This is a genomic window from Anabaena sp. UHCC 0253, assembly GCF_009712085.1.
In the GTDB taxonomy this organism is placed as follows: Bacteria; Cyanobacteriota; Cyanobacteriia; order Cyanobacteriales; family Nostocaceae; genus Dolichospermum.
Map to the genome: position 1 here is coordinate 14,247 of NZ_VILD01000005.1, position 1,678 is coordinate 15,924.

At 38.2% G+C, this 1,678-nt stretch carries 3 protein-coding genes; 2 read left to right on the forward strand and 1 reads right to left on the reverse strand.

All coding sequences use genetic code 11. From position 1 onward, the window contains the following. Positions 1–423 precede the first annotated feature (423 nt). Positions 424–747, forward strand: a complete 324-nt coding sequence (gene clpS, locus FJR38_RS14235) for an ATP-dependent Clp protease adapter ClpS (RefSeq protein WP_168500159.1) — start codon at positions 424–426, stop codon at positions 745–747. 5 nt (positions 748–752) lie between these two features. Continuing rightward, on the forward strand, positions 753–1,049 hold the full coding sequence (locus FJR38_RS14240; protein ID WP_168500161.1) for a DUF2103 domain-containing protein: 297 nt from the start codon (positions 753–755) through the stop codon (positions 1,047–1,049). 13 nt (positions 1,050–1,062) lie between these two features. On the opposite strand, the gene FJR38_RS14245 is transcribed toward FJR38_RS14240, so the two are convergent. Further along, on the reverse strand, positions 1,063–1,383 hold the full coding sequence (locus FJR38_RS14245) for a hypothetical protein (RefSeq protein ID WP_168500163.1): 321 nt from the start codon (positions 1,381–1,383) through the stop codon (positions 1,063–1,065). Positions 1,384–1,678 lie beyond the last annotated feature (295 nt).

Sequence of the window (1,678 nt, forward strand, 5' to 3'; positions counted from 1 at the left end):
GTAATAAGATCAAAGCCGACACAATTAGAACAAGAGTTTGCCGGATCGATTTTGATATGATTCTTATTGGGATCACGCATTTAGAAATGCCTCGAAAAATAGGTATTTTATTAAAATTGGAAATGGATGGTTGATTTACGTCGTGCTGTACTAAGTAAAAAATCGTTTTTGTAAATGTCAGCAACGAGAGTTGAAATCGTGACAAGGATACTTTCAGACATTACACCACAAGAGAGCAAAAATCAATAGAGGAGAAGTAAGTAGCGATTGTTTTAAAAATAGTCGTTGGGCAGGGAGCAGGGGAAGTAGGAGAAAAAAATATTCTTTTGCAACTGACAACTGACTCCTAACCCAGCTAGCAATGGATTAAACTAGTTATTTGTAGTATTAGTTTGTAAAACGTCGTTTTTGACTTATTTATCTATGATGACCAAACTTGCAGATGTGTATAGTATGGCAGCAGCGCCAACAGTGACACCAGATCGGGTTAATCAAGTCACTCGGAAAACTTATCCTAATTACAAGGTGATTGTATTGAATGATGATTTCAATACTTTCCAGCACGTAGCTGAGTGTTTAATGAAGTATATACCGGGGATGTCGGGCGATCGCGCTTGGGATTTGACTAATCAGGTTCACTATGAAGGACAAGCTATAGTTTGGACAGGACCTCAAGAACAAGCAGAACTATATCACCAACAACTGCGTCGGGCTGGGTTAACAATGGCTCCTCTGGAAGCAGCTTAATTACTATGCCTAAACCCACCGATGGTAGACTTGTTTGGAATCACTCTACCCATATTCCCGGACTTATTCCTATTTTAGAACGCTTGTGTCAACATGACGGTATTGGCACTGTGACACCTGCGGTAATTGGTAGAGTCAGAGGTCATGCACCAAAAATGCTTTTGCGTGTCTCAGTACCCATTCGCGGTGGTTATAAAATCATTGCCCGTCAGGGTAAGACTGTACAAGAGGTATTTATCCTGACAACTTTACTCCAGGATGAACTAGAAAATGCGATCGCGATCGCGATGAGAATTAACTAACTGTGACTTTCTATTACTCTTCAATTCTATGAACTGCAAATTTATGTAACGGTAAACTAAGAATACAAGAAAATGTTAAGAAATATGACAAAGCTATAGTAATTCTCAAACTGACAACTACGATTTCCCAATCAAATAAAAATACTTTTTCGATAGCAAAAGCGATACAGTATACTAACCAGTAAGCAAAGCTCATTCTTAACAGATTTTCTTCTGTTTCTTGGAAATTGTCTATTTCTTGATTGTTGTCTTTCAATAACCAGATACCAACAATACAAGCGATCGAGGAAATAGCAACTACAAACTCATGGCAACACAAATTTACCGTAGGCATTTGTCCTTGTCTCCATTTTCAATGTTTGATATTTCTATGGAAACCTAGTCTAGAGGAATATGCCTTGGGGTTGTACACAATAGTTACAAATTGAAATAATGTAAATAATTAAAACAAAAATCGCCTTTTTTTGTTAAGTATTTTTACAAAAGAAGGGAACAGGGAACAGGGAACAGGGAACAGGGAACAGGGAACAGGGAACAGGGAACAGGGAATAGGGAATAGGAATAGGAACAGGAAATAGGGAATAGGGAATAGGGAATAGGGAATAGGGAATAGGAACAGGAAATAGGGA